The sequence below is a fragment of the Polaribacter sp. BM10 genome (assembly GCF_002005425.1).
Lineage (GTDB): Bacteria > Bacteroidota > Bacteroidia > Flavobacteriales > Flavobacteriaceae > Polaribacter > Polaribacter marinaquae.
The window spans coordinates 237,771-259,210 of the sequence record NZ_CP019704.1 but is presented as its reverse complement, the minus strand read 5'-3'; the positions used below and the strand labels follow the sequence as shown (position 1 = coordinate 259,210).

20 protein-coding genes are annotated in these 21,440 nt (G+C 30.3%); 9 read left to right on the top strand and 11 right to left on the bottom strand.

Annotation, left to right across the window (positions count from 1 at the left end):
* The first annotated feature begins 65 nt into the window (after positions 1-65).
* Both BXQ17_RS01110 and BXQ17_RS01105 read left to right on the top strand, forming a co-directional pair.
* Positions 66-1,241 (top strand): acetyl-CoA C-acyltransferase, encoded by a 1,176-nt coding sequence (locus BXQ17_RS01110; protein ID WP_077808857.1) that lies wholly within the window; start codon positions 66-68, stop codon positions 1,239-1,241.
* Positions 1,242-1,265: 24 nt separating this feature from the next.
* Positions 1,266-2,036 carry a C40 family peptidase gene (locus tag BXQ17_RS01105; RefSeq protein WP_077808856.1) on the top strand — a complete coding sequence of 257 codons (771 nt, stop codon included), beginning with the start codon at positions 1,266-1,268 and terminating at the stop codon, positions 2,034-2,036.
* A 52-nt stretch (positions 2,037-2,088) separates the two neighbouring features.
* Here BXQ17_RS01105 and BXQ17_RS01100 read toward each other — a convergent pair whose 3' ends face one another.
* Both BXQ17_RS01100 and gyrA read right to left on the bottom strand, forming a co-directional pair.
* Positions 2,089-3,336: a tetratricopeptide repeat protein gene (locus BXQ17_RS01100; protein WP_077811324.1), complete on the bottom strand. Its 1,248-nt coding sequence runs from the start codon at positions 3,334-3,336 to the stop codon at positions 2,089-2,091.
* Positions 3,337-3,358: 22 nt separating this feature from the next.
* Positions 3,359-5,878 carry a DNA gyrase subunit A gene (gyrA, locus tag BXQ17_RS01095; RefSeq protein WP_077808855.1) on the bottom strand — a complete coding sequence of 840 codons (2,520 nt, stop codon included), beginning with the start codon at positions 5,876-5,878 and terminating at the stop codon, positions 3,359-3,361.
* A gap of 263 nt (positions 5,879-6,141) precedes the next feature.
* Here gyrA and BXQ17_RS01090 point away from each other — a divergent pair, with 263 nt between their 5' ends.
* The gene (locus tag BXQ17_RS01090) at positions 6,142-8,718 is read left to right on the top strand and encodes an ATP-dependent Clp protease ATP-binding subunit (protein WP_077808854.1); all 2,577 of its coding nucleotides are present in this window, start codon (positions 6,142-6,144) and stop codon (positions 8,716-8,718) included.
* Positions 8,719-8,885: 167 nt separating this feature from the next.
* Entirely contained in the window at positions 8,886-9,914 is a 1,029-nt protein-coding gene (locus tag BXQ17_RS01085; RefSeq protein WP_077808853.1) for a TlpA disulfide reductase family protein, read from the top strand.
* A gap of 73 nt (positions 9,915-9,987) precedes the next feature.
* Here the strand turns inward: BXQ17_RS01085 and BXQ17_RS01080 are convergent, their stop codons facing one another.
* The 6 genes from BXQ17_RS01080 to BXQ17_RS01055 all read right to left on the bottom strand — a co-directional run bounded on the left by BXQ17_RS01080 (position 9,988) and on the right by BXQ17_RS01055 (position 15,915).
* The gene (locus BXQ17_RS01080) at positions 9,988-10,941 is read right to left on the bottom strand and encodes an acetyl-CoA carboxylase carboxyltransferase subunit alpha (RefSeq protein WP_077808852.1); all 954 of its coding nucleotides are present in this window, start codon (positions 10,939-10,941) and stop codon (positions 9,988-9,990) included.
* Positions 10,942-11,009: 68 nt separating this feature from the next.
* Positions 11,010-11,930, bottom strand: coding sequence for a DMT family transporter (locus BXQ17_RS01075; protein WP_077808851.1), 921 nt, complete (start codon positions 11,928-11,930; stop codon positions 11,010-11,012).
* Positions 11,917-12,969 (bottom strand): LptF/LptG family permease, encoded by a 1,053-nt coding sequence (locus BXQ17_RS01070; protein ID WP_254712393.1) that lies wholly within the window; start codon positions 12,967-12,969, stop codon positions 11,917-11,919. Before BXQ17_RS01070 ends, BXQ17_RS01075 begins: the two co-directional genes overlap by 14 nt.
* Positions 12,970-13,065: 96 nt before the next feature.
* The gene (gene tgt, locus BXQ17_RS01065; RefSeq protein WP_077808850.1) at positions 13,066-14,196 is read right to left on the bottom strand and encodes a tRNA guanosine(34) transglycosylase Tgt; all 1,131 of its coding nucleotides are present in this window, start codon (positions 14,194-14,196) and stop codon (positions 13,066-13,068) included.
* 194 nt (positions 14,197-14,390) lie between these two features.
* Complete coding sequence (gene rluF / locus BXQ17_RS01060; protein ID WP_077808849.1) at positions 14,391-15,281, bottom strand: 23S rRNA pseudouridine(2604) synthase RluF; 891 nt, start codon at positions 15,279-15,281, stop codon at positions 14,391-14,393.
* Between the two features lie 31 nt (positions 15,282-15,312).
* On the bottom strand, positions 15,313-15,915 hold the full coding sequence (locus tag BXQ17_RS01055) for an alpha-ketoglutarate-dependent dioxygenase AlkB (RefSeq protein WP_077808848.1): 603 nt from the start codon (positions 15,913-15,915) through the stop codon (positions 15,313-15,315).
* Positions 15,916-16,138: 223 nt separating this feature from the next.
* Here BXQ17_RS01055 and BXQ17_RS01050 point away from each other — a divergent pair, with 223 nt between their 5' ends.
* Positions 16,139-16,303 carry a hypothetical protein gene (locus BXQ17_RS01050; RefSeq protein WP_368348290.1) on the top strand — a complete coding sequence of 55 codons (165 nt, stop codon included), beginning with the start codon at positions 16,139-16,141 and terminating at the stop codon, positions 16,301-16,303.
* The gene (locus BXQ17_RS14470; RefSeq protein WP_187661415.1) at positions 16,300-16,473 is read left to right on the top strand and encodes a hypothetical protein; all 174 of its coding nucleotides are present in this window, start codon (positions 16,300-16,302) and stop codon (positions 16,471-16,473) included. Before BXQ17_RS01050 ends, BXQ17_RS14470 begins: the two co-directional genes overlap by 4 nt.
* 116 nt (positions 16,474-16,589) lie before the next feature.
* On the opposite strand, the gene BXQ17_RS01045 is transcribed toward BXQ17_RS14470, so the two are convergent.
* Positions 16,590-16,940: a DUF2493 domain-containing protein gene (locus tag BXQ17_RS01045; RefSeq protein WP_077811322.1), complete on the bottom strand. Its 351-nt coding sequence runs from the start codon at positions 16,938-16,940 to the stop codon at positions 16,590-16,592.
* A 258-nt stretch (positions 16,941-17,198) separates the two neighbouring features.
* Positions 17,199-17,603: a hypothetical protein gene (locus tag BXQ17_RS01040; protein ID WP_077808846.1), complete on the bottom strand. Its 405-nt coding sequence runs from the start codon at positions 17,601-17,603 to the stop codon at positions 17,199-17,201.
* 465 nt (positions 17,604-18,068) lie between these two features.
* Here BXQ17_RS01040 and BXQ17_RS01035 point away from each other — a divergent pair, with 465 nt between their 5' ends.
* The 3 genes from BXQ17_RS01035 to BXQ17_RS01025 all read left to right on the top strand — a co-directional run bounded on the left by BXQ17_RS01035 (position 18,069) and on the right by BXQ17_RS01025 (position 19,543).
* Positions 18,069-18,287, top strand: coding sequence for a helix-turn-helix domain-containing protein (locus BXQ17_RS01035; RefSeq protein WP_026777261.1), 219 nt, complete (start codon positions 18,069-18,071; stop codon positions 18,285-18,287).
* Positions 18,274-18,609, top strand: coding sequence for a HipA N-terminal domain-containing protein (locus BXQ17_RS01030; protein ID WP_077808845.1), 336 nt, complete (start codon positions 18,274-18,276; stop codon positions 18,607-18,609). Before BXQ17_RS01035 ends, BXQ17_RS01030 begins: the two co-directional genes overlap by 14 nt.
* Before the next feature lie 64 nt (positions 18,610-18,673).
* The gene (locus BXQ17_RS01025; protein WP_368348289.1) at positions 18,674-19,543 is read left to right on the top strand and encodes a HipA domain-containing protein; all 870 of its coding nucleotides are present in this window, start codon (positions 18,674-18,676) and stop codon (positions 19,541-19,543) included.
* Positions 19,544-20,279: 736 nt separating this feature from the next.
* On the opposite strand, the gene BXQ17_RS01020 is transcribed toward BXQ17_RS01025, so the two are convergent.
* Complete coding sequence (locus tag BXQ17_RS01020; RefSeq protein WP_077808843.1) at positions 20,280-21,437, bottom strand: SIR2 family protein; 1,158 nt, start codon at positions 21,435-21,437, stop codon at positions 20,280-20,282.
* Positions 21,438-21,440 lie beyond the last annotated feature (3 nt).

The following is a 21,440-nucleotide window of genomic DNA, read 5'->3' as shown; positions in this document are numbered from 1 at the left end:
ACAAATTGATTAAAAAAGATTAATTTAGCAGACAATCTTATATTAAAATAAACTCAAATTATCATATGAAAGAAGTAGTAATTGTATCTGTAGCCAGAACACCAATTGGTAGCTTTATGGGAAGTTTATCTTCTGTACCTGCAACAAAATTAGGTGCTGTTGCAATTAAAGGCGCTTTAAATAAAATAAACTTATCGCCAGAATTGGTAGAAGAAGTTTTTATGGGTAATGTTGTTTCTGCAGGTTTAGGACAAGCACCTGCAAGACAGGCAGCCATTTACGCTGGTATACCAGAATCTGTACCTTGTACAACTGTTAATAAAGTTTGTGCTTCTGGTATGAAATCTATTATGTTAGCTGCTCAAACAATTGCTTTAGGTGATGCAGATGTTGTTGTTGCTGGTGGTATGGAAAATATGAGTTCTATTCCGCATTACCAACACGCCAGAAAAGGTTCTAAATTCGGGCCAATAACTATGGAAGACGGAATGCAAAAAGATGGTTTGGTAGATGCATATGGCAAAGTAGCCATGGGAGTTTGTGCTGATGAATGTGCAACTGAATATGATTTCTCTAGAGAAGACCAAGATACATTTGCAATACAATCTTACGAGCGTTCTGCAAAAGCATGGAGCGAAGGTAAATTTTCTGATGAAATTGTGCCTGTTGAAATTCCTCAAAGACGTGGAGAACCTGTAATCTTTTCTGAAGACGAAGAATACAAGAACGTTAAAATGGAAAAAATTCCTGCTTTAAGACCTGCTTTTACAAAAGAAGGAACTGTAACTGCCGCAAATGCTTCTACTATTAATGACGGTGGAGCTGCATTAGTATTAATGTCTGCAGAAAAAGCAAAAGAACTAAACATTACACCGCTTGCAAAAATAAAAAGTTATGCAGATGCTGCACATGAGCCAAAATGGTTTACAACTGCACCTGCAAAAGCGCTACCAAAAGCATTAGCTAAAGCAAATATTTCTATTGATGATGTAGATTATTTTGAATTAAACGAAGCTTTTTCTATTGTTGGTTTAGCTAACATGAAAATTTTAAATATTTCTGATAAAAATGTAAATGTTAACGGTGGTGCAGTTTCATTAGGACATCCTTTAGGTGTTTCTGGTGCAAGAATTGTAATTGCATTAACTTCTATTTTAAAGCAAAATGATGCAAAAATTGGTGCTGCAGCTATTTGTAATGGTGGTGGTGGTGCCAGTGCTATGGTAATTGAAAGATTATAATCTTAAATAAATAACAAGCAATTTATGCTATATGGCATCTGTAATTTAAGTATTGTACCCGTAAGGGCAGAAGAATCTGACAAATCTGAAATGATTAGTCAACTTCTTTTTGGTGAACATTTTCAAATTATTGAAAAGACTAAAAACTGGAGTAAAATTCGTATTAGTTTCGATAATTTTGAAGGTTATATAGACAATAAACAATACCTAGAAATTACAGAACACTTTTATAATTCTATAGAGCATGCTAGCTTAACTTTTTCTGGAGAAATTTTAGATTTTGTTACATCAGAAAATAATGATTTAACAACTATTGCAATTGGTTCTCAATTACCTAAATTTAGTATTGGAAACTTAAGATTAGGTTCTTATAACTATAAATATGAGAACACTGTTTTTGATAAAAAACTATCTAAGCCAGAAATCTTAAAGATTGCATTTACCTATCTAAATAGTCCTTATTTGTGGGGAGGAAAAACACCGTTTGGGATAGATTGTTCTGGTTTTACACAAATGGTTTACAAACTTTCTGGATATAAATTACCTAGAGATGCTAAAGAACAAGCTAAACAAGGTGAAGTATTAAGTTTTATAGAAGAAAGCGAACCTGGTGATTTAGCTTTTTTTGATAATGAAGAAGGTGAAATTATACATGTTGGAATTGTTTTAAATGACTATAACATTATTCATGCTCATGGTAAGGTTAGAATAGATACCTTAGATCATAGTGGTATTTTTAATGCTGATTTACAAAAGCATACACACAAGCTAAGAGTTATTAAAAAAATGATATAAAAAAATCCGAAACTTTAAAGTTTCGGATTTTTTTTATCAATCTTAAGATCTATTACTGACCTCTCATTTCTTTATAAATTGGTCTTAAAGCATCTGCTTCAGTAGTCATTTCTAAAGTATCATAGATATTCAATAAAGTTTTAACAGTACCTTCAGATCTTTCAATATTATCTGCTTTTACTAAATAAGGTAATGCTTTTCTGTATAATACTTTTTGCTTTTCTTGTAACTCATCGTACTTCTTAAAGTTAGATAAATTTTCATTCATTTCATCAACAATTGCTTTTTCTCCACTTAATATTGCTACAGCTAAATTCATGTAAGCATCTCCGTAATCTGGTTTTAACTCGATTGCTTTTTCATAATATTTAATTGCTTCTTCACTTTTGTTTTGATTAGCATTAACAACACCTAAATTAAAAAATAACGTTGGGTTTGTTGGGTCTAACTTTACAGCTTCTTCCATTAAAGCTCCAAACTTATCCATTTTTTCTAATTTAATGTATAATTGCGCTTCGTTTAAAATTAAATTAACATCTTTCGGATTTGCTTTTCTAGCTTCTTGTAAAGCTACAATAGCTTCATCTGTCTTACCTTGATTCACTAAAATATATCCTATATTTTTAACAATCTCAGCTTGCTTAGAATCAGAAACTTTTACTGTAGGGTTAGAATATTGACCTAACTTAACCATAGTATCTCTATTAGTTTTAGTTCCTAAGTTTTCTACAGCTCCCGTTTTTTTGTTTGTTGCTAAGTATTGAGTTGTGATACCTGTATAACCTATTTCTTTTAACTCTCTGTAATGCTTTAAAGAAACATCATAGTCTTTTGATAATGAAGCACTAATTGCTGCATTATATAAAAAACTTGTGTCTTTAGGACTTAAAAGATATGTTAAATAGAAGTTACCTGTTGCTTGCTTATAATCTTTACTATTATATTGTTTAATAGCTAAATTAGATGCTTTTTGAATTAATTCATTTAACATTGGTTGCGCTTCTTTTGTATATCTCTGCTTACCAATTTCTTTTTCATATTTAAATAAAGCATTAAATGCATCTGCAGCACCTTTATAATCATTTTTACCAGCCAATGCTTGACCATTTAAATAATAATATTTTGCTTTATATTTAGCTTCCATTGTTGCTTCCATAGATGCTAAAGGAGCTATAGCTGACAAAGCTGTAGTATAATCTTGTTTCTTAATTGCTTTTTCAGCTGTTTTCAATTCGCTTTTTTGCGCAAAAGAAGCCATTGATAAGAAACCTACAGTTAACGCTAATATTTGTTTTTTCATTTTACTGATATTAAATTTATAATTATTCTTGATTTTCACTTGAATCATTTTCAATTTCCGTGCCATTTTTTATTTCTTCGGCATTTTCTTCTTCGTCTACTTCTTCATCATGAGCAACTTTAGCAACTGCTGCAATGCTATCAGAATCTTTAATATTAATTAAACGAACACCTTGCGTTGCACGTCCCATAACTCTTAAATCTTCTACAGCCATTCTTATGGTTAAACCAGATTTATTAATAATCATTAAATCGTTAGAATCGTCTACGTTTTTGATTGCAACTAAATCTCCTGTTTTTTCTGAAATATTTAAAGTTTTAACACCTTTACCTCCTCTATTTGTAACTCTGTAGTCATCTAATTTAGAACGCTTTCCGTATCCTTTTTCAGAAACAACTAATATATTACTTTCCATATCGTTTACAGCAACCATGCCTACTACTTCATCATTTTCATGTTGAAGTGTAATACCTCTTACACCAGAAGCTGTTCTTCCCATCGGACGAGTTTTAGCTTCTTCAAAACGGATTGACTTTCCAGATTTTAATGCTAACATAACTTGGCTATCTCCAGTAGTTAATTTAGCTTCTAATAGCTCATCACCTTCTTTAATAGTAATTGCATTAATACCATTAGTTCTTGGTCTAGAATATTGTTCTAATGAAGTTTTCTTAACCTGACCTTTTTTCGTTGCCATTATGACATAATGGCTATTAATATACTCTTCGTCTTTTAAATCTTGAGTAACTAAGAACGCTTTAACCTTATCGTCTTGTTCGATATTAATAAGGTTTTGCATCGCTCTACCTTTTGTGTTTTTACCACCTTCTGGAATCTCATAAACACGCATCCAAAAGACTTTACCTTTTTGAGTAAAGAACATCATATATTGGTGGTTTGTACCTACAAATAAATGTTCTAAGAAATCTTCATTTCTTGTAGTTGCTCCTTTTTGACCTCTACCTCCTCTATTCTGAACTTTATATTCTTCTAAATTTGTTCTTTTTAAATAACCAGCATTAGAAATTGTAACAACAACCTTTGTATTAGGTATCATGTCTTCAATTTTCATATCTCCTCCAGCATACTCGATGATAGATCTACGCTCATCACCATATTTATCTTTTATTAAAAGAAGCTCGTCTTTAATTATCTGATAACGTCTTGGTTCGTTTGCAAGAATATCTTTTAAATCTGTAATAGTCAACATGATTTCATCATACTCTGCACGTAACTTATCTTGCTCTAGACCTGTTAATTGACGTAATCGCATTTCTACAATTGCCTTAGCTTGAATCTCTGTCAATTCAAATCTTTCAATTAAACTTTCTCTAGCTTGGTCTGCATTACTAGATGCTCTAATAATTTTTATTACTTCGTCAATATTATCCGAAGCAATTATTAATCCTTCTAAAATATGTGCTCTAGCCTCTGCTTTTTTAAGTAAAAACTCTGTTCTACGTACAATTACTTCATGCCTGTGCTCTACAAAATAATGTATTAATTGCTTTAAATTTAGTTGCTCTGGTCTTCCTTTTACCAATGCAATATTGTTTACACTAAAAGAAGTTTGAAGCTGTGTGTATTTAAATAATTTATTTAAGACGATGTTAGGAATGGCATCACGTTTTAAAACATAAACAATTCGCATACCATTTCTATCTGATTCGTCACGAATATTAGCAATACCTTCTAATTTCTTTTCGTTTACTAAATCAGCAGTTTTCTTGATCATGTCTGCTTTGTTAACCTGATAAGGAATCTCGGTAACAATAATACATTCACGTCCTTTTACTTCTTCTATAACAGCTTTAGCACGCATTACTATACGACCTCTACCTGTATGAAAAGCGTCTCTTACACCATCATAACCATAAATGATACCACCTGTAGGAAAATCTGGTGCAGTAATATGCTGCATTAACTCGTCTATCTCGATATCTCTATTATCAATATAAGCTACAGTACCGTTAATTACTTCTGTTAAATTGTGTGGCGCCATATTTGTTGCCATACCTACAGCAATACCAGAAGCACCGTTTACTAATAAATTAGGAATACGCGTTGGTAAAACAGTAGGTTCTTGTAAAGTATCATCAAAATTTAATTGATGATCTACAGTGTCTTTTTCAATATCAGCTAACATTTCTTCTGATATTTTTTGCATTCTAACCTCTGTATAACGCATTGCTGCCGGAGAATCTCCATCAACAGAACCAAAGTTACCTTGCCCATCTACCATCATATAACGCACACTCCAATCTTGCGCCATTCTCACCATAGAATCATATACAGATGTATCACCGTGTGGGTGATATTTACCTAATACTTCTCCAACAATTCTTGCTGATTTCTTATAAGCTCCTGTTGCTTTAATTCCTAGTTCATGCATACCATACAAAACCCTTCTATGCACTGGTTTTAAACCATCTCTTACATCTGGTAATGCTCTTGAAACAATAACTGACATCGAGTAATCGATGTATGCAGATTTCATCTGCTCTTCAATGTTAATCGGAATTAACTTTTCTCCGTCTGCCATATATATTTTCTATTAATAATTATTCCTTTTTTTAAAACAAGGCAAGATACTATTTCTATTACTATTTACAAAGGTTTAAGACTTATGAATTCGATAGAGTTATCAACATTTATTAATAATTTATTAGCCCTTTTTACTTACTTGATTTTCAACTATTTTCTACTTTATTTTTAAAGTCAAACTGTCAGTTTTTAAGAGTTGGCATATTTTTTGTAATTTTTAAGAAAAAAAAGGACTAAATTTACATCAATAGACAATAATATATGGACGATAATTTTTCACCGAAGGTAAGAGATGTAATAGCATTCAGTAAACAAGAAGCGCTAAGATTAGGGCATGAATTTATTGGAACAGAACATTTGTTATTAGGTTTAATAAGAAAAGGAGAAGGAAAAGCAATGGAAATTTTAACTGCATTTGATGTAGATACTATTTTATTGCGTAAAAAGTTAGAACAACTAAACCCAGTTGATCCTACTTTTGCAGAAACTTCTGAGAAACAAAGTTTACATTTAACGAGACAAGCAGAAAAAGCTCTAAAAACAACATTTTTAGAAGCAAAGCTATATCAAAGCGAATCTATAGATACTGCACATTTACTTTTATGTATTTTAAGAAACGAAAATGACCCAACTACTAAGTTGATTCAGAAATATCACGTTAATTACGATGAAGCGAAAGCTTTATATAAACAACTGCATGTAGATGATGAAGATCTACCTAACAATCCGATAGCAGAAACACCATCTGATGATGAATTTGCTTCTGAAAAACAAAATCCTTTTGATCAACCTCAAAAAGGAAAAAATGTTAAAAAATCAAAAACACCAGTTTTAGATAATTTTGGTAGAGATTTAACAGATTTAGCAGAAAAAGGAAAATTAGACCCTGTTGTTGGTAGACAAAAAGAAATTGAAAGAGTTTCTCAAATACTAAGTAGAAGAAAGAAAAACAACCCAATGCTTATTGGAGAACCTGGTGTTGGTAAATCTGCCATTGCAGAAGGTTTAGCTTTAAGAATTGTAGAAAGAAAAGTTTCTAGAATTTTATTTGACAAGCGTTTGGTTTCTTTAGATTTAGCAAGTTTGGTTGCGGGTACAAAATACCGTGGTCAATTTGAAGAACGTATGAAAGCTCTAATGAACGAACTAGAAAAGAATGATGACATTATTCTTTTTATAGACGAAATTCATACAATAGTTGGCGCAGGTGGCGCTACAGGCTCGTTAGACGCTTCTAATATGTTAAAGCCAGCCTTGGCTCGTGGAGAAATACAATGTATTGGTGCTACTACTTTAGATGAGTATAGAACAAATATCGAAAAAGATGGCGCATTAGAACGTCGTTTTCAAAAGGTAATTGTAGATCCTACATCCGTAGAAGAAACAATACAGATTTTACACAATATAAAAACGAAGTATGAAGAACATCATCATGTAAATTATACAGATGAAGCTTTAGAGGCTTGTGTAAAATTAACTAACAGATATATGACTGATAGATATTTGCCAGACAAAGCTATTGATGCTTTAGATGAAGCAGGATCTAGAATTCACATCACTAATATTGTTGTTCCGCAACAAATTTTAGAGTTAGAAACCAAGTTAGAGCTTATTAGAGAAAGAAAAACTAAAGCTGTAAACGGACAGAAATATGAAGAGGCTGCAAAATTAAGAGATGATGAAAAGAATATAGAGGCTGCTTTAGATTCTGCTCAAAAACAATGGGAAGATGACTCTAAATTAAATAGAGAAATTGTAACAGAAGATAATGTTGCAGAAGTTGTTTCTATGATGACAGGCATACCTGTAAATAGAGTTGCAGAAGCAGAAACACATAAATTAAACGAATTACCTCAACTTATAAAAGGCAAGGTAATTGGGCAAGATATTGCTGTATCTAAAGTTGTTAAAGCAATTCAAAGAAATAGAGTTGGATTAAAAGATCCTAACAAACCAATTGGTTCTTTTATTTTCTTAGGACAAACCGGTGTTGGTAAAACGCAATTAGCAAAAGTTTTAGCAAAAGAGTTATTTGATTCTGATGATTCTTTAATTAGAATTGACATGAGTGAATACATGGAAAAATTTGCTATTTCTCGTTTAATTGGTGCTCCTCCGGGATATGTTGGTTATGAAGAGGGTGGTCAATTAACAGAAAAAGTTAGAAGAAAACCTTATTCTGTTGTTCTTTTAGATGAAATTGAAAAAGCGCATCCAGATGTGTTTAACATGTTACTTCAAATTTTAGATGACGGTTATATTACTGATAGTTTAGGAAGAAAAATTGATTTTAGAAATACAATCATCATTATGACTTCTAACATTGGTGCTAGACAATTAAAAGATTTTGGTGGCGGAGTAGGTTTTGGTACTTCTTCTAAAAAAGAACAAGCAGATGCACATGCAAAATCTGTAATTGAGGGTGCTTTAAAGAAATCTTTTGCACCAGAATTTTTAAACAGAATAGATGATGTAATTGTATTTAACGCTCTAGAAAGAGAAGATATACACTCGATTATAGATATCGAATTAGATAAACTATTACGTAGAATATCAGATTTAGGTTATACATTACAATTAAGCGAAAAAGCAAAAGATTATATTGCTGACAAAGGTTTTGATAAAAAGTATGGTGCTAGACCACTTAAAAGAGCAATTCAGAAATACATCGAAGATGCTTTAGCCGAAGAAATTGTAAATTCTAAACTAAATGAAGGAGATACAATTTCTATGGATCTTGATGAAAAAGAAAATAAATTAAATATCAAGATACAAAAAGGAAAAATAGAACAAGAATCTGAATCAGAATCAGAATCAGAATCAGAATCAGAATCATAATCATAATCATAAATTAAAAAATCTCAAACTAACGTTTGAGATTTTTTTTTACATTAAACTACAAAAACACAATTGATTTCTATATTTTTAACAGAAAAGTTAAATATCGAAAGACACTATCCTTTGATTAAATTTATATATTTGTTTCAAATAAATATTTATAATAAATGAAAAAAATTAGCATCATAATCATCGCTGTTTTTGCACTTGCTTCTTGTACTAAAGAACATTCTAAAGATTATTTAACGCTTTCTGGAAAGTTAGAAAACAATAAAGATTCTATTTTAACAATTACAGGTCAACAAGGTCCCGTAAAAAGCATTACAATTAATAACGATGGTACTTTTAAAGATACTTTAAATATAGAAAACGCTGCAGTGTACACTCTTAGTACTAGTCCTGCAAAAAGAGCTCCTATTTATTTAAAAAACGGATTTGATATTAAGTTAAATGGAGACTCTGAAAATTTTATGTCTAGTTTTAAGTTCTCTGGACAAGGTGCTGATAATAGTAATTTTATTTTAGCTCAGATTACAGAAAGTCAAAAAATTGGAAATCCTACGTTACTACTAGAATTAAATGAAAATGATTTTAAAAACAAAATAGCTTCTATTAAATCTAATTACGATAGTATTTTAAATTCTTATAAAGACATAGATACTACATTAGTAAAAATGGTAGATAGTCAAACCAATCAAATGATTACTTATTTTAACCAAGCTTATGAAAAAAACAAAGCTATGGCTAAAGGAACTATTTCACCAAAATTTGTTGATTATACAGATTACAAAGGCGGTAAAAAATCTTTAGACTCTTTTAAAGGAAAATTTGTTTATATAGATGTTTGGGCTACTTGGTGCGGACCTTGTATTCAACAAATTCCTTATCTAAAATCTTTAGAAAAAGAATATCACGGTAAAAATATAGAATTTATAAGTATTTCTACGGATGAATACAGAAGAAGTGGCGGATCTTGGGAAGCAGCAGAAAAGAAATGGAAAGATTTTGTAAAAGCAAAACAGTTATCTGGCGTTCAACTTTGGGCAGGAAAAGACATATCTTTTCAGCAAGAATATCAGATAAACTCGATTCCTAGATTTATACTAATAGATCCTCAAGGTAAAATTGTAAATTCTGATGCACCTAGACCATCAGAACCAAGATTAAAAGAATTATTTACTTCTTTAGGTATTTAAAAAAATATTGTAAAATAAAAAAAGCGAAATTCAAATTTGAATTTCGCTTTTTTTATTTTATTTAAATAGATATTTACTCTTTGTAAACACCCATGTTTGCATATTTATCCATTCTTTTTTCAACTAAATCTTCATCAGATAAATCTTTCAATTCATCAAAAGCAGCTAGTATTTGACTTTGAACAGCAGCAAAAGCCCCTTCTCTATCAGAATGTGCACCACCAATTGGCTCTTTGATAATTCCGTCTATCAATTTCATTTTTTTCATGTCGTTACCGGTAAGTTTTAAAGCTTCTGCAGCTTGTTCTTTAAACTCCCAACTTCTCCATAAGATAGAAGAACAAGATTCCGGAGAAATTACCGTATACCAAGTGTTTTCCATCATATAAACTCTATCTCCAACACCAATTCCTAAAGCTCCACCAGAAGCTCCTTCACCAATAACAATTGTTATAATTGGTGTTTTAAGAATTGTCATTTCAAAAATATTTCTAGCAATAGCTTCTCCTTGTCCGCGCTCTTCTGCTTCTAAACCAGGGTATGCACCAGGAGTATCTAAAAGTGTTACTACAGGAATACCAAATTTCTCTGCCATTCTCATTAAACGTAAAGCTTTTCTATATCCTTCTGGATTAGCCATTCCAAAATTCCTATACTGACGTGTTTTTGTGTTGAAACCTTTTTGCTGACCAATAAACATAAAAGATTGATCTCCTATTTTACCCAATCCACCAATCATCGCTTTATCATCACCTACACTTCTATCTCCATGAAGTTCCATAAAAGTATCACCACAAATTGCCTTAATATAATCTAAAGTATAAGGTCTGTTTGGGTGTCTAGATAATTGTACTCGCTGCCAAGGCGTTAAGTTTTTGTATATATTTTTTCTAGCATCTGCTAGTTTCTTTTCAATTTTTTTACAAGTAGCAGTTACATCTACCTCACTTTCTTCACCAATAATCTGACATTTTTGCAGTTGATCTTGAAGTTCTTTTATTGGCATTTCAAATTCTAAATATTCCATTTCTAGTGATTTGATTTTAGTTATTTGTAAGAACAAACATACTATAAAATTTACTTTTTAAGGCTAAATTAAATTACTTTTTTCTTTTTCAGTTTTTGCTGAATCTTATCTTTTAATGTCTTTCTATTTTTTAAAAGACCATTTAATAATACTACAAACAAGACTATAAAAGCTCCTAAATAAAAAGTGTTACTCATTTGCTCTTTATCACCAAAAATTATTAATGCTAAAATAATTGCATAAATAGGTTCTAAATTTATTGTAAGCATTACGGTATAAGGAGAAAGATATTTCATTACTTCAACAGAAGCAATAAAAGCATAAGCAGTGCAAATACTACTTAAAATTAAAAGGTACAACCAGTCTGAAGTTTCAATTTGAAAAAAGGCAATAGAAAATCCGTTAGTTATTAATAAGTATACAGTAATAAAAGCAACGCCAAAAAATAATTGGTAGAACGAAATAACATCCGCAGTGTATTTTTTAATGTACAAACCGTTTAAAACAGCAAATAGCGCACTTAAAAAAGAGGCAATTAACGCGTAAATAATACCTAATTTATATTGACTTTCGAAATTGAATATAATATACAACCCACCTATGACTAATAATCCTAAAAAAATCTCTAAAATATTTATTTTTCTCCTAAAAAATATAGGTTCTATTAATGATGCAAAAAATGCACCTGTACTCATGGTTACTAGTGCAACAGATACATTAGAAACTTTTATAGCTTTGAAAAAAAATACCCAGTGTAAGGCAATTACAATTCCTGTAAATAAAAATTTTAAAAGTCCTTTTTTATTGACTCTGAATGATTTTTTCTTCCAAAGAAAATAAATTGCAATAAAAATTACCGCCAATAACATTCTATACCAAACCAAAGGAATTGCATCAATAGTTATTAGCGCACCTAAAATTGCAGTAAACCCCCAAATAAAGACAATGAGGTGTAGTAATAAATAATTTTTTAATTTACTTTCTTGCATTTAAGTATAAATAAACAGCAACTGCACCAAATAATATATTAGGAATCCATACGTAAGTGATAGAATTTACTCCGGCAACAGAGCCTAATACTTCACCAACTTTCATAAAAAACACATACAAAAACATAATACCAACTCCTATTGCTAGGTTAACGCCTGTACCACCTCTTCTTTTTCTAAAAGCCAATGCAACTGCAATGATGGTTAAAATATAGGAAGCTACAGGTAAACTAGTTCTTTTATAAAGTTCAACTAAATAGGCATTAAGGTTTTTAACACCCCTTTTTTTAGAAATATCTATAAACTTCATCAATTCATTAGATGGCATTTCTTGTGCAAAAGCAGATTTATAGATTAAATCTCTTGGTGTAAAACTAAAAACTGTATCTATCTTATTACCAGAAAAAATACTATCTCTGTCTTTATAAATCAATCTTTTTTTCCAGGTACTAATTGTAAAGGTTGAATCTTTTACATTATATTTTAATCTGTTTGCAGATAATTTTGACTTTAATTTTAACCCATCATAGGTTTCTGAATTAAAATCGTAACCTATATTATTTTCTGTATTAAACGTTCTTATAAATATATACGTGCTATCTGTTAATTGTAAACTAAAATCTGAAACGTATTTTAGCTCGTTAATTTGTTTCGAGTTATTAATATATTTTTTTTCGAAAGCTTTTCTTGTTTTACTACTTGTTGGTACAACATAATGATTCATAGCCAACGATAAAATAGTAATTAAAGTGGCGCCTATAAAATATGGATATAAAAAGCGAGTAAAAGAAACTTTAGCATTTGTAATTGCTATAATTTCTGTGTTATTAGATAATTTTGATGTAAATAAAATTACAGCAATAAACAATGCCAAAGGCATAAAAGTATTGGTATAATATATTGTAAAATTTAAATAATAATCATTTAAAATCTCATTGAATCCTAAATCTGGATGTTCTAAAAAATTGTCTATTTTCTCAGAAACATCAATAGCTATTGCTATCGGAATTAAGATTAATAATGTAAACAAAAATGTCACTAAAAATCTTTTTAATATGTACCAATCTATTATTTTCAAAAGAATAAATAATTATTTTTTTTTTTAAATTTAAGTTCTTAATAAGAACTTGTAATTTTACAATCTATTGTCCATTTGTTTTACCATTTTATCTTTCCACTCTCTAAAATCTCCTGCTAAAATATGTTTTCTTGCCTCTCTTGTTAACCAAACATAAAAACCTAAATTATGTATAGAAGCTATTTGTTTACCTAGCATTTCTTTTGCAGCAAATAAATGACGTAAATATGCTTTAGAGTACATTGTATCTACCCATGTAATTCCCATTTCGTCTATCGGAGAAAAATCGTCTTCCCACTTTTTATTCTTAATATTTATAGAACCATAAGCAGTAAATAGCATGCCATTTCTAGCATTTCTAGTAGGCATAACACAATCGAACATATCGATACCTAAAGCTATATTTTCTAAAATATTAATTGGCGTACCAACACCCATTAAATAACGTGGCTTGTCTTCTGGTAAAATTTCTGTTACAACTTCTGTCATCGCATACATTTCTTCGGCAGGTTCACCTACAGATAAACCACCAATTGCATTTGCTTGCTGACCTGCATTTGCAATATACTCTGCAGATTGTTTTCTTAAATCTTTGTATGTACTACCTTGTACAATTGGCATAAAAGTTTGTTCGAAACCATATTTATACGGTAATTTATCTAAGTGATTTATACATCTGTTTAACCACCTATGAGTCATATGCATCGATCTTTTTGCATAATTATAATCACAAGGATACGGTGTACACTCATCAAAAGCCATTATAATATCTGCACCAATAGTTCGTTGTGTTTCCATAACGTTTTCTGGTGTAAAATGATGCATAGAACCATCTATATGACTCTTAAACTTTACACCTTCTTCGTTAATTTTTCTTCTACCAGACAAAGAATACACTTGGTAACCACCAGAATCTGTTAAGATATTTCTATCCCAGTTCATGAACTTGTGCAAACCACCTGCTTTTTCTAAAATATCTAAACCAGGTCTTAAATATAAATGATATGTGTTACCTAGTATAATATCAGGATTTATTTCGTTTTTTAATTCTGTTTGATGAACTCCTTTTACGGTTCCAACAGTTCCCACTGGCATAAAAATAGGAGTTTCTATTTCTCCGTGATCAGTAGTTATTACTCCTGCTCTTGCCTTGCTTTTTGGGTCGGTAATTTTTAAGTCAAATTTCATTATCGGCAAAGATACTATTATTTAAGAATTGTAAGTTTCTTAATTATAATTTATATTCTAATTTGCTATTAGTTCGCAAAAATATGCGTTAAGGATTGAAGTGGAAATCCTTTTTTGAGGCACGAAAAAAAGATTGTAGTGTAAAGCCTGACTTTGGTTCTAAATGCTTTTAGAACAAAGTAACGCCCAAAAAATTATCTCCTTTTTCTTTTAGATGAAAAACTGGTATTGTTTCTTTTATTTTTTGGTGATGATTTTCTAAATGATGCACTTTTTTTATTAAAATTATTTTTAGTTGGTGCTTCTTTCTTTTTTGCTTTTTTAGCTTTTGGTGCTTCTTTTACAATAGATGCTTCTTCTGTTTTAGAAGATGTTGCAATCATTTTATTTATTTGTTGCATTTCTTCTTGGGTAAGTTCTCGCCAATCTCCTGTTTGTAAAAAACCCAATTCTACATTCATAATTCGGGTTCTTTTTAACTTGGTTACTTCGTAATCTAAATACTCGCACATTCTACGAATTTGCCTATTTAGACCTTGTGTAAGTATTATTTTAAAGACTTTTTCGCTTACTTTTTCTACTTTACATTTTTTTGTAACTGTACCTAAAATTGGTATTCCGTTACCCATTTTATTTATAAATTCTGATGTAATCGATTTATTTACGGTTACAAAATATTCTTTTTCGTGATTGTTACCTGCTCGTAAAATTTTATTTACGATATCACCATCATTTGTTAAAAAAATTAATCCTTCGGATGGTTTATCTAAACGACCAATAGGAAATAATCTTTCTGGATGATTTATATGTTTTACAATATTTGCTTTTTCTCTACCATCTGTTGTAGAAACAATACCTACAGGTTTATTTAAAGCAATATAAAGTGTGGTTTTTTTAGGTTTAACTAATCTACCATCTAACTTTACAACATCTTTTTTACCAACTCTGTTACCCAATTGGGTTGGTTTACCATTAATTGTAACTCTGCCTTCATTAATAAATCTTTCTGCTTCTCGTCTAGAACAAATACCAGATGAGCTTATATATTTATTAAGATTTATAGTTTGTTGCTTGTTAGTTTCCAATGAATATTTTTTTGCAAAAGTAAAGATAAGATTACAATTCTATTGTTCTAAAGGTTAAATTAATTCGAGGTGTTTTTACTTTTTTTGTTGGTGGCAATCTATGTAACCAATTTGTTTGTGTACCAGATTTCATTACTAATAAACTTCCGTTCTCTAAAACAATGTCTATTCTTTGTTTATTTTCTTTATGTTTAAAAGAAAATTTTCTTGCAGCACCTAAAGATAATGAAGCTATTGCTCCGTTTTTTTTGAGCATTTTTTCTCCGTCGGAATGGTATGCCATACCTTCTTCACCAGAATGATATAAATTTAATAAACAAGAATTATATGTTTCTTGTGTTTCTTTTTCTATTATTGATTTTAATTCTAGTAACTCTTTTGTAAAAATATTGGCTGTTTTTGTAACACCAGAATATTTATAAGAAAATTCTGATTCGCCATACCAAGCAACTTTTCTTTTGGTTATTATTTTTTTACCAAAAATAATAGCTTCATCATTTTTCCAGTTTATAGAATTTATCAACTTTTCATAATAAAAACTACAATCGTTTAAATTTAAAACTACTCCGTGATAATTTGTGATACCATCAAATGGCAAAATATTTTTTATTTTTTCTGAAGAAAACAAATCCATAGTGTAAAAATACAATTTATATTATGTCTTGGTTTTATCAAACAAAAAAGTCTAACCTTTTACAGTTAGACTTTTTAATCTATTAATTATTTTAAATTTTAGAATAAAAAACCCGAAACGTAATGTTTCGGGTTTTGCGGAGAAAGAGGTTTCTGAACCTCCTAATATTATATCTGAAAATCAGTATTTTACAAAATTTTTCAAAGTTTTAAGAACTATTGGATTGTCCTTATTAGCTGTTAGTGGAAGTATTATGGCTGCTCCTATTGCATTACCTGCTGCCCTAGTTACTGCTGCAGGTTATGTTGCTGTTGCTGGAGGGATTATTTCTGCAGTAAGTCAAGTTACTGTTGAAGATTCTAAAGCAAAAAAAGATCAAGGACCATGAACAGCAACATCCAATTAAAAATAGGAACTGCCTCTGGTACTTTGTTAAGTATTAGTCCTGGAATATTTACGCAAGATATTGTAAAAACTATTATTTTAGCAGTGATTGGAGCAACCGTTAGTTTTATGGTTTCCTATTTCTTAAAAAAGATTACAAAGCGCAAAAGATAAATTCAGTTTTGATGTGGTAACCTTTACTGAATAGATCCTGTGAGATTCTGACATAAATTCAGAACAAGCTTCAGGAAAATAAAAGTTCGATCTAACGATCGGGCTTTTTTTATGATTTAAAACAATATAACTTTCAATAACAATCCATTTTGTTTTGCCAACTGAATCATATTCTTAGTACCTCTGCTCTTTCCATCCCAAAAAGCAATTAATACATCAGAAAATATTGCCATTTCTTTATTTCTTTTTGGACCTGCTGCTTTTCCATATGTATTCCATGCTGCAGGGAACTTTATCACTTCAAAACCTTTTTCATTTGCAAACTGAATGCCCAATTTATCTGCTCCTTTATAATGACAACCCGATACAATTTCGATTTTTTTATAATCCTGGAGGAATTGATTGCATTCTTTTTTTAATTTATGATAGTTGGTGAAGTTTCTGCTTCCTGCTATGATTACTTTCATGATTTGGTTGGTGGTTTTATTCCTTTTCATTTTTTCTTGATAAAAAACGAAACAAAAAATCAAGACTCACTTTTATTTTATTTGAATTCTACTTTTTATTTCATTTTCGAACCCAGACCGCAAGCTCTTTGGGTTCTCTGAATTCCACAAAAATTGAATTCTTACAAAAAATAAAATAGGTCGTTTGGGATTTTCCTTAAAGAATGGATATGCTTTAGATTTTGAAATACTAAATAAATTTCAGGATGGCTGCGCCAATTAAGATCTTAGCAAAGCAATTTTTAATTTTGAAATGGTTGACAACTGCTGTTTTAAGTTTTCTTCAAAAGCTGCGATTTTTTTAAGCTTTTCAACTTTCATTTGCCATTGTTGTGCCTCATAATTTTGCAAAGCAGTATTGATTACTTTTTTAGCATCTGAGATACCAATAAAAGGAATCACTGATCCTTTTAAATAATAGGCAAAGAATTGCCCTTCTTTTAAGGATAAACACAAGTAATACAGGGATTCTCTTTTTGCTTTTGTTTTTGCAATAATTACAAAGCAATTTGGACAAGGTTTGTCTAGCGGTTTTCCGCTATTTAGCCCTTTATTTAAAATAAAAAAATGTGGCGCTTTGTATGTGCGTCCGATTTGGTGTGTCTTGATTTCAAAATTTTGCATAAGTATCCATTTTAAGGTTCAGATTCTTTTGCTATTTTTTTTGCCCATAAAATTTTGGAAAGGAAAACAACAAAAAGAAAGCTGTTTTTTAAATGGTGAGGCTAGACTATCAAGGTTTTTGAGAAAAATACTACCAACCACTAGCGTGTTGATTTTTTAATACTGATTTTTTTAGTTGGTGGAGATTTTTTTCAAAACCCGAAGGGCTTGACCTTTATAGGCTAATAGCGATGGATTTACAATGACAAAATTTTGATATCGTTGTTTTTTACGTTGAGATTATGAGATTCTGAAACAAGTACGCTGCCCAGGGAAGCATTTGTTTTGCTGTCTTTTTTTGTTTTTCTTTTTCTCCTATTATTTTTACTATATCTAAAAGCATATAAAAATACTTTTAATCACTAAATTATATCTACATGCATATAATTTAGTATATTTGCCTATATTTATATTTAAAAGCATATAATGAAGCTATTATCAGAATTTGTTAAAAATCGTAGAAAAGAAGTACATCTTACCCAAGAAGAGTTTGCTGAACGTACAGGTGTTGCTTTGACCGTTATTAGAAAAATAGAACAAGGTAAAACCAATTTAAATTTAGAAAAAGTGAATTTGGTTTTAGCCATGTTTGGTCATGAGTTAGCCCCAATAGCAAAAAAAAGTATAGACGATGAGACAAGGTAATGTATATTATAAAGAGACACTTGCAGGTATTATACTAGAAACCGTAGAAGGAGATTTTGTTTTTACATATGATCCTTCTTATGTAACCCATTATCCTAAACAATTTATCACGTTTAGCATGCCTGTAAGAACTGATCCCTATACAAGTGCTCGTTTGTTTCCTTTTTTTGAAGGATTAATTCCAGAAGGATGGTTGCTAGAGATTGCTACAAAAAACTGGAAAATAAAAGCAAATGACAGTATGGGCTTGCTTTTGGCCTGTTGTCAAAATTGTATCGGAGCTGTTAGTGTTATCCCTATAAAAGAAAACGATGAAGTCTAAAAAAAACTGTTTGTATTGTTACAACACATTGACAACTGAAACTGATTTTCATGAAAAATGTGCCTTGGAGTTCTTTGGAACCAAAGAAGCTCCAGAGATTCCATATCGACTTGAAGACATGGGGACTTTAGCAAAAAACGTTGTAGAAAGAAGTATTGCAGTACCAGGTGTACAACCCAAACTATCGATGTCTTTAGACAACAATATTAGTACAAAAGAACCCCCAAGACTTACAGTGGTTGGGGCCTTGGGAGGACACTATATTTTTAAACCACCTACTCCACAATTTAGAGAAATGCCAGAAAATGAACATTTGACAATGAGAATTGCAGCTGCCTTTGGATTGAACGTTGTGCCTTCTAGCTTGATACGACTTGCTTCTGGAGAACTTGCTTATATCACTAAAAGAATTGATAGAACTACTGAAGGAGAAAAAATACATATGTTGGATTTATTTCAGGTTACTGAAGCTTATGATAAATACAAAAGCTCTATGGAAAAAGTAGGAAAAGCTATTGGACAATATTCGCGTAATACTTTACTTGATAAAATCTTCTTTTTTGAATTGACTTTATTTAGCTTTTTAACAGGGAATAATGATATGCATTTAAAGAATTTTTCGATGATAGAAGACACTTCTGGATGGATACTTTCACACGCTTATGACTTGTTAAATGTGTGTATTGTTTTACCAGAAGACACAGAAGAATTAGCACTTACGCTAGCAGGAAAAAAAAGGAAGTTAAAAAAAGAACACTTTGAAAAACTGGGACAGTTTTTAGCTTTAACAGACAAACAAATTAAAGGCGTTTTTAAACGTATGTTTAAAAATAAATCGAAAGCAATACAATTGATCAACACTTCTTTTTTATCAGATGAAATGAAAACAGCCTACAAAACTATTTTAGAAAATAGATACCAAAGAATTGAATAGTTTAAACTAGTTTTCAAGGAAAAAGCAATTACGTGGAAATAATTAAAGACGAAGTACCTAGTGCGCAGGCAGCAGCGAGAATAAGTGTGTAACTTTTTATTTGTACTAACTACTTTTGTGAGGTTTTATTAAAAGTGAATGCTACTACAACTTTTTTGTTTTACTGACTTCTATAATTTACCTGAATGCTTTAAAAATACCAACGCATTTGCTTTTAGTGAAAACGGTAACCGCCTAAATGATTTACAAATAAAAATTTATACTCTTATTGGCTTTTTTTGTTTTTATAGGTGCTTTAAAATTGTTTTGAATTGCAACTGGATTGTTTTTACTTTACTATTTTATATTAATTATACCTATAAGCACTTATAAAAATAAATGCATTAACTACTACATGTTGTTAAAATATCTGGATGGTATTATAAATTTCCTAGGTGCGCAATGGCTGTGGGGCTATTTTACATAATGGCGTTATAGTGCCTGGAGTTTTTACGAAAAAGCAGTATAACTACCCGTTATGTAACTTAGCTTTGGAGAGTTTTGTGTTTTATGAAAACAATATTAAAGATTGCTTTTTAAAGTTGTTTTTGAGTATGCGAAAAGACAAGCTTTAAAATGCAAATACCTTTAGAATATTAAAACGCTAAACTTGTATGGTGAGCGGAACAACACAAAAGACAGAGGGTTTTTGCTTTTCGCAATAAACTGAGTTTTGTGTTGTGGAGGTTTGATTGTACTATAAATCTTCTAACGATTTTATTTCATTTAATTCAGAACATTTAAAAGGGTAAGGATTATAAGGATTTTGGTTTATGATTTTAATATCATCTCTCTTTTTTAATTCATTATTTATATGTTCATCACCATATGAATAACCAGATATTAATAGTTGAGAAGCAACATTTATGGCATTTTCAAAATTCTTAAATAATTGGGAGTACATAATATCATTTGATATTATACTTGTTTTCTTTGTACCTGTTATAAATTTTGGGATTATATCAAAATTCATATCCTGTTCAACCTTTTTTGTTATGGGATTTACTCTTACAGCATAATGTTTTGTATTATAACTTTGCGTTACAAAATAGTTATACTTTTCTGTAGGGGACCAAAATAGACCCGCATCATTATTAAAATGTTGAAATTTAAAAAAGTCTGTACTACCGTGTAACTTATGTATGTTTATTTTATCTGTAAAATGATTATTAAATATAGGCAAAGGATTATTTTCATAATAAACATCTGAATTATCTATAGAAAAACCTCTACAAAATGATATACCCTTTTTAGAAAGTATTTTTTCTAATAATAAATCGTGGTTAAGTGTAAAAATATCAACTCTATCAAATGTCTGTATATAATCTATAAACTTAGTATATTCAGAAATTGAGTTATCTACTGTTGCATTTGAAACAAATAACATATCACCAATAAGATAATTGAATATATCTTGTATTTTTTTTATGTAAGGTTCTTGTGTTAATGGAACAAGATAATCAGAATGTGGCAAAGGTTCAGAGACTAAATATGGTTTGTCTTTAATAAGTTCATTTTTAGCTTTTGCATATATTTCTTTAAACCAATCTAAATCACTAAACTTATCTAAAACATAAGAGAAGAAAACTTCATAATTATCAAAATCATCAACATCATCATTATAGGCTTTAACAATTTCATTTAAAATATAAGAATAAGCTAAATGGTCAAAGCCTAATGACCCATTATGTTTTGTAGTATCGTCTTTATCATCTGCCCACATCCATTCACTTGAACTAGCTAATAATAGTTTTTCTTTTTGGACCCTGTTAAAACGTTTTTTGATATCATTTGCTAAAGGTAAACCTGCTGGAAATGAAAAACCTGCTCCTAAAATTACTACTAAATTATTCATCGC

Coding starts and splice junctions, on each gene's coding strand:
- BXQ17_RS01040 (WP_077808846.1), bottom strand. CDS start 17,603: ATGCAAAATTTTGAAATCAAGACACACCAAATCGGACGCACATACAAA.
- BXQ17_RS01105 (WP_077808856.1), top strand. CDS start 1,266: ATGCTATATGGCATCTGTAATTTAAGTATTGTACCCGTAAGGGCAGAA.
- BXQ17_RS01075 (WP_077808851.1), bottom strand. CDS start 11,930: ATGCAAGAAAGTAAATTAAAAAATTATTTATTACTACACCTCATTGTC.
- BXQ17_RS01035 (WP_026777261.1), top strand. CDS start 18,069: ATGAAGCTATTATCAGAATTTGTTAAAAATCGTAGAAAAGAAGTACAT.
- BXQ17_RS01020 (WP_077808843.1), bottom strand. CDS start 21,437: ATGAATAATTTAGTAGTAATTTTAGGAGCAGGTTTTTCATTTCCAGCA.
- BXQ17_RS01045 (WP_077811322.1), bottom strand. CDS start 16,940: ATGAAAGTAATCATAGCAGGAAGCAGAAACTTCACCAACTATCATAAA.
- BXQ17_RS01090 (WP_077808854.1), top strand. CDS start 6,142: ATGGACGATAATTTTTCACCGAAGGTAAGAGATGTAATAGCATTCAGT.
- BXQ17_RS01055 (WP_077808848.1), bottom strand. CDS start 15,915: ATGGATTTGTTTTCTTCAGAAAAAATAAAAAATATTTTGCCATTTGAT.
- tgt (WP_077808850.1), bottom strand. CDS start 14,196: ATGAAATTTGACTTAAAAATTACCGACCCAAAAAGCAAGGCAAGAGCA.
- BXQ17_RS01030 (WP_077808845.1), top strand. CDS start 18,274: ATGAGACAAGGTAATGTATATTATAAAGAGACACTTGCAGGTATTATA.
- BXQ17_RS01085 (WP_077808853.1), top strand. CDS start 8,886: ATGAAAAAAATTAGCATCATAATCATCGCTGTTTTTGCACTTGCTTCT.
- BXQ17_RS01100 (WP_077811324.1), bottom strand. CDS start 3,336: ATGAAAAAACAAATATTAGCGTTAACTGTAGGTTTCTTATCAATGGCT.
- gyrA (WP_077808855.1), bottom strand. CDS start 5,878: ATGGCAGACGGAGAAAAGTTAATTCCGATTAACATTGAAGAGCAGATG.
- BXQ17_RS01110 (WP_077808857.1), top strand. CDS start 66: ATGAAAGAAGTAGTAATTGTATCTGTAGCCAGAACACCAATTGGTAGC.
- BXQ17_RS14470 (WP_187661415.1), top strand. CDS start 16,300: ATGAACAGCAACATCCAATTAAAAATAGGAACTGCCTCTGGTACTTTG.
- BXQ17_RS01080 (WP_077808852.1), bottom strand. CDS start 10,941: ATGGAATATTTAGAATTTGAAATGCCAATAAAAGAACTTCAAGATCAA.